This is a genomic window from Actinomycetota bacterium, assembly GCA_036280995.1.
Lineage (GTDB): Bacteria > Actinomycetota > CALGFH01 > CALGFH01 > CALGFH01 > CALGFH01.
This window is the reverse complement of sequence record DASUPQ010000845.1, coordinates 1-5,489: the sequence shown is the minus strand read 5'-3', so window position 1 is coordinate 5,489 and position 5,489 is coordinate 1. Positions and strand designations below refer to the sequence as shown.

General features: G+C 70.2%; 4 protein-coding genes. 3 read left to right on the top strand and 1 reads right to left on the bottom strand.

Features of this window, described 5'->3' with window-relative positions:
- Positions 1–290 precede the first annotated feature (290 nt).
- Positions 291–2,048 (top strand): transposase, encoded by a 1,758-nt coding sequence (locus tag VF468_28235; GenBank protein HEX5882173.1) that lies wholly within the window; start codon positions 291–293, stop codon positions 2,046–2,048.
- 50 nt (positions 2,049–2,098) lie between these two features.
- Here VF468_28235 and VF468_28230 read toward each other — a convergent pair whose 3' ends face one another.
- Positions 2,099–3,787, bottom strand: coding sequence for an IS1634 family transposase (locus VF468_28230; GenBank protein HEX5882172.1), 1,689 nt, complete (start codon positions 3,785–3,787; stop codon positions 2,099–2,101).
- Between the two features lie 88 nt (positions 3,788–3,875).
- Between VF468_28230 and VF468_28225 the strand changes: the two genes are divergently transcribed.
- Positions 3,876–4,901: an alpha/beta hydrolase gene (locus VF468_28225; protein ID HEX5882171.1), complete on the top strand. Its 1,026-nt coding sequence runs from the start codon at positions 3,876–3,878 to the stop codon at positions 4,899–4,901.
- A 31-nt stretch (positions 4,902–4,932) separates the two neighbouring features.
- A partial coding sequence (locus VF468_28220; GenBank protein ID HEX5882170.1) for a nitroreductase occupies positions 4,933–5,489 on the top strand: 557 nt, incomplete at its 3' end.

The following is a 5,489-nucleotide window of genomic DNA, read 5'->3' as shown; positions in this document are numbered from 1 at the left end:
CCTTAGCGCGGATTTCCGCGCAGTTGGTTGACCGCAAGCCTGGTTGAGGTGTTGGGCGCGGTGTGGCTCGATTTCCCTGTGCTGTAAGGGCTTCAGCGGTGTCGCGTGCGTGTATGGGTTGTTGAGATCGGGCTGTCGAATCACATCCCTGTAGTTCTGCCGGTGACCTGGTCCGTGCTGGGTTCGGTCAGCGCGTGCGGCGAATCGGCCTACATGCAAGGGTTCCCGTCGTGACACGCCCGCCGGCGACGGTCCTGCTACCCGGCAATCGGGTCTGATAGAACTGGCACATGACAGCCAGATCGCCACAAGGCGAGGCAGGCTGGTTCACCACCCCGGCGCAGGTGAACCAGCGCCGCTACGAGGCGCTGCGGGCGTTCTTCGTCGACGGGCTGACCCACGCCCAGGCCGGGGAGCGGTTCGGCTACACCCGCTGGGCGATGGTGAACCTGGTCCGCGAGCACCGGGCCGGGCGGCTGGACCTGTTCGCCGAGCCCCGCAAGCCCGGACCGGCGGCCGGGGTGGCGCCGGCCAAGGACCGGGCCCGGGGGCGGGTGATCCAGCTCCGCCGCGAGGGGCTGTCCAGCTACGAGATCTCCCGGCGGCTGGCCGGGGAGGGCACCCCGCTGAACCGCACCGGCGTCGCCGAGATCCTCACCGAGGAAGGCTTCGGCCGGCTGCTGCGGCACCCCGAACCGGCCGCCAGCATCAGCCCGGCCACCCCCGGGCGGGACACCCGGCTGCCCCGCACCGGCAGACTCGACCTCGCCGCCTGGCCGGACCGGGTGGAGACCGGCAAGGCCGGGCTACTGCTGCTGCTGCCCGACCTGATCGCCCTGGACCTGCCCGCACTGGTGCGCAAGGCCGGCTACCCCGGCACCCGGGTCGTGCCCGCCCTCAGTTGGTTGTTGTCGCTGCTGGCGCTGAAGCTGACCCGCACCCGGCGGGTCTCCCACGTCGACGACCTGCTGCTCGCCGACCCCGCCGCCGCGCTGTTCGCCGGGCTGTCGGTGCTGCCGAAGAAGTCCGCGCTGACCGACTACTCCTACCGCACCAGCCACCACCACCAGCGCCGCTTCCTCGCCGCGCTGGACTCCACCATGATCGACGCCGGGCTGGCCACCAGCAGCGAGGCGATCTTCGACCTGGACTTCCACGCCGTGATGCACTGGGGCGCCGACCCGGTGCTGGAGAAGCACTACGTACCCACCCGCTCCCAACGCGCCCGCTCGGTGCTCACCTTCTTCGCCCAAGATTCCGGCACCCACAACCTGGTCTACGCCAACGCCGAGGTGTCCAAGGCCAGCCAGGCCCGCGAGGCGGTCGCGTTCTGCGACCACTGGAAGAGCGTCTCCGGGGCCGACCCGTCGATGCTGATCATGGACCAGAAGGTCACCACCCACCAGGTGCTGGCCGAGCTGGACGCACGCGGCGTCGGGTTCCTCACCCTGCGGATGCGCTCACCCGCCCTGGTCAAACAGATCGACGCGTTGGCCCCCGGCGACTTCAAGACCATCACCTTGAACCGGCCCGGCCGGCACAACCGGCCCCGCGTGCACCAGTCCCGCGCCCGGCTGAGCGGCTACCCCGGCACCGTGCGCCAACTCGTCGTCACCGGGCTCGGCCGCGACGCGCCCACCGTGATCATCACCAACAACGACCAGCTCAGCGCCCGGGCGCTGATCGAGCACTACGCCCGCCGGATGACCATCGAGGAACGCCTCGCCGAGATCATCCGCGCCTTCCACGCCGACGCGCTGTCCTCCACGGTCAACCTCAACGTCGACCTTGACATCATGCTCTGCGTGCTCGCCCAAGCGTTGGTCGCCGCGCTCCGCAACCGCCTGCCCGGCTACGCCACCGTCACCCCCGACGTGATCCAACGCCGCTTCCTCGAAACCCCCGGCACCATCACCACCACCCCCGACACGGTCACCGTCCGCCTCGACCGGCGCGCCTACGCACCCGTCCTCCGCCAAGCCGACCTACCCAACGACACCACCATCCCCTGGTGGGGCAACCGCACCCTGCGCTACCAGATCAGCTGACCCCCTTGCCCCGAACCAACTGCGTGGAAATCCGCGCTAACCGGGTTTGGTCAGCGGGTGGGTGCGTAGCGGTGGATGCCGAACAGGTCGGCGAGTTGTCGTTGGGCCGGGTTCTGGTCGGTGAGGATGCGGCGGGCGCGGGGTCGGCCTTTGCCGCCGTCGTGGTAGAGCAGCACGGTCTCCTCGATGCCGGCCAGGGTGGCCAGCAGCTCGCGCACCGAGAGGTGCAGCCCTGCCTGTTCGGCCTCGCGGCGCATCAGGTGCGCGATGGTCAGCGCCAGCACGCAGTAGAAGACGTGGACCCGGATCTTGGAGTCGGTCCAGTGGTGCATCGGCCCGAAGGAGACCACCCGGGGGTCCTTCATCTGCCGGAACCCGGACTCGACGTGGTCTTGGGAGCGGTAGCCGGCCACCACCTCGGCGGTGGTCCAGTGGTCGCGGTTGGTGAACAGGATCCGTTTGCCGAAGATCCGGTCTTCCAGCCGCCGGCGGGCGCGGGTGTCGGTGCGCCAGGTCAGCCGCAGCTCGGCGGGGGTCTGGCCGGTCAGGGTGGTGGTGAGGACCTCGCGGACCCAACGGGGCTTGGTGATCGCCTCGATCTCGGCGGCGACCGCGGCCCGGTCCCGGCGGGTCTTGCCGCGGGCCAGCCGGGCCTGGAGCTCGGTGAGCCGGCGGCGGGCCTTGGCCAGGGTCTGGTCGAAGCCGCGGGACTGCGCCGCGTGCAGGGTCGGTGAGCGGGTGAGCACCGCCCGCCGGGTCACCCCGAGCGCGGTGACCCGGGTGTCGACACAGGTCAGTCCGGGATAGGCGTCGGGGTCGACGTCGCGGTAGGCGGTGGCGGGGATGGCGAGCAGATCGGGGTGGTCCGACGGCGGCAGCGACCCGACGAACCCGATCCCGGCGTCCTCGACGAGATCGTGGTTGTCCGCGGAGTTCTGGCCGGCGTCGTAGACCACGGTCAGCGACTCCACGCCGTCGGCCAGGTCCCGGTACCGGGACACCAGCTCCTCGATCACCGACCCGAACTGGGTGACGTCGGGCCGGTCGCCGGGATAGGCGTGGGAGAGCAGCGGTATCGCGCCGTCGCGGGTGACCACCAGCGCCAGCCCGACCAGCCGCAGGTCGACCCGCTTCTGCTTGGCCCTGCCCCGCTGCGCGATCGGCGCCCTGTCGTTGGTGGAGTCGATGAAGGTGGCGAAGTTGGTCATGTCCAGCACCAGCCCGGACAGGTCCAGGTCGAACTCGGCCACCATCCGCCGGCCCAGCTCGGTCTCGATGCCGCGCAGCGCGGCCTCGTCGAGCCGGTCCATCGCCGTCCAGAACCGGCGGTGGTCCAGCGCCGCCCCGCGCAGCCGGGTCCAGCGTGGCCCCGCGGTGGTGGCCCACCAGTCGGCGAAGGCGAGCTTCGAGCACGGCGCCACGATCCGGTTCGCGGTCGCCAACGCGATGTAGGTCCCCACCGACGCGGCCGCGTCCGAGCGGCGCGGCGCCACCTGGTCGACCACGCCGGCGACGTCGAGCCGCTCCAGCATCGCCCACACCGCGGCCAGGTCCCCGAACCTCTTGTGCTGGGTGCGGACCGGCTCGCCGGCCGGGGTCCCGGACAGCTTCGCGGCCACCTCCGCCGCGCTGCCCAGGTACTGCTGGGACACGATCCGTGGCTTGCCGCCCACCCGGGCCGACTCCACCAGGTAGTAGTAGGTCTGCCCGCCCTGCTTCTTCCCCACGATGGAGGCCATATATAGGTAATACACGCTCCGGCACCAACAGCCCAGCACCAACACGGGAAACACGCGCCCCAATCAGACAGCGGGGAAACTCCCGCTAGTGGCGCTGGCTGCTCTCATCGCTCGCCCGGCCAGCACCGACCCGATCGTCGACGCGGACGGCCAGACGGTCGCCGGCAGCGTCGCGGAACTGACCCGGGTCGATGTCGGTGGACATGATCTCGCGTTGATGATCCGCGGGCGCAGCACGCAGAACCCGATGCTCTTGTTCCTGGCCGGCGGACCCGGCGGCAGCGAGCTCGGCGCGATGCGACGCCACAGCCAAGCACTCGAGGACGACTTCGTGGTCGTCACGTTCGACCAGCGCGGCACCGGGAAGTCCTACGACCAGCTCGACCCCACCCACACGATGACCCTGGACGGCGCCGTAGCCGACGCGGTCGCGGTCACCAACTACCTGCGCGACCGGTTCGACCAGGAGAAGGTCTACCTGGTCGGCCAGTCCTGGGGAACCACGCTCGGAGTGCTCGCGGTCCAGCAGCACCCCGAGCTGTACCGCGCCTACGTCGGCGTCGGACAGATGGTGAGCCAGGCTGCCACCGACAAGATCTTCTACCAGGACACGCTGGCGTGGGCGCGCGAGGTGGGCAACACCGAGCTCGTCGACACGTTGGAGGCGAACGGCCCGCCGCCGTACACCGACGTCCTGGACTACGAGGCGGCCCTGTCCAACGAGATGGAGGTCCACCCCTACGACCACAGCCCGAACAGTGAAGGTTCCGGGCAGATGAGCGAGAACCTCCTCGTCGAGGAGTACACACTGCTCGACCAGCTGCACATCCTGGGCGCGACGCTCGACGTGTTCTCGGTGCTGTACCCGCAGTTGCAGGACATCGACTTCCGCACCCAGGCCACAACCCTGGAGGTGCCGGTGTACCTGGCCCAAGGGCGCCATGAGGCCCCCGGGCGACAGCTGCTGGCCCAGCAGTGGTTCAAGCAGCTCCGCGCGCCCTCGAAGCAGCTGACCTACTTCGAGACCTCCGGGCACCGGCCCCTGTGGGAGCAGCCCGTCGAGTTCCAAGACCTGATGGCCACGGTCCTGGCCGAGACCGCACCGACCCCTTGACCCCTACTCGTCGCTCGCCCAGGAGGCAGAGATGAACGCCGCGCAGCCGTACACATCCGTTGAGGACGGGGGAAGCTTCCCCCGTGGTGGCACCGAGGAGCAGGTCTGGGAGTTCCTGCTGCGCTACGCCGTCCGTGCCCCCTCGGGTCACAACACCCAGCCCTGGCGGTTCCAGATCGCCGACGGCCGCCTCCGGCTGTACGCCGACCGCGGCCGGGCGCTGTCCGTGGTCGACCCCGAGGACCGTGAGCTGGTGATGAGCTGCGGCGCCGCCCTGTCCCACATCACCGTGGCGTTGCGGCACTTCGGGTACGCCGGCGACGTGTCGCCGTTCCCCGACCCCGCCGACCGCGACCTGCTCGCGACCGTGAGCCTGGGTCAGGCACACACGCCGCGACCGGGCGACCACCAACTGTTCGAGGCCATCGACAAAAGGCATACCCACCGCGCCACCTTCGAGACCCGGACGGTCCCCCACCAGCTCCTGGCGCAGCTCGGACGGGACACCCGCCGGGCCGGAGCCACCCTGCACGCGTTCACCGAAGACGACCAAAAGGCGGCCATCGCCACCCTCGTCGGCGAGGGCGA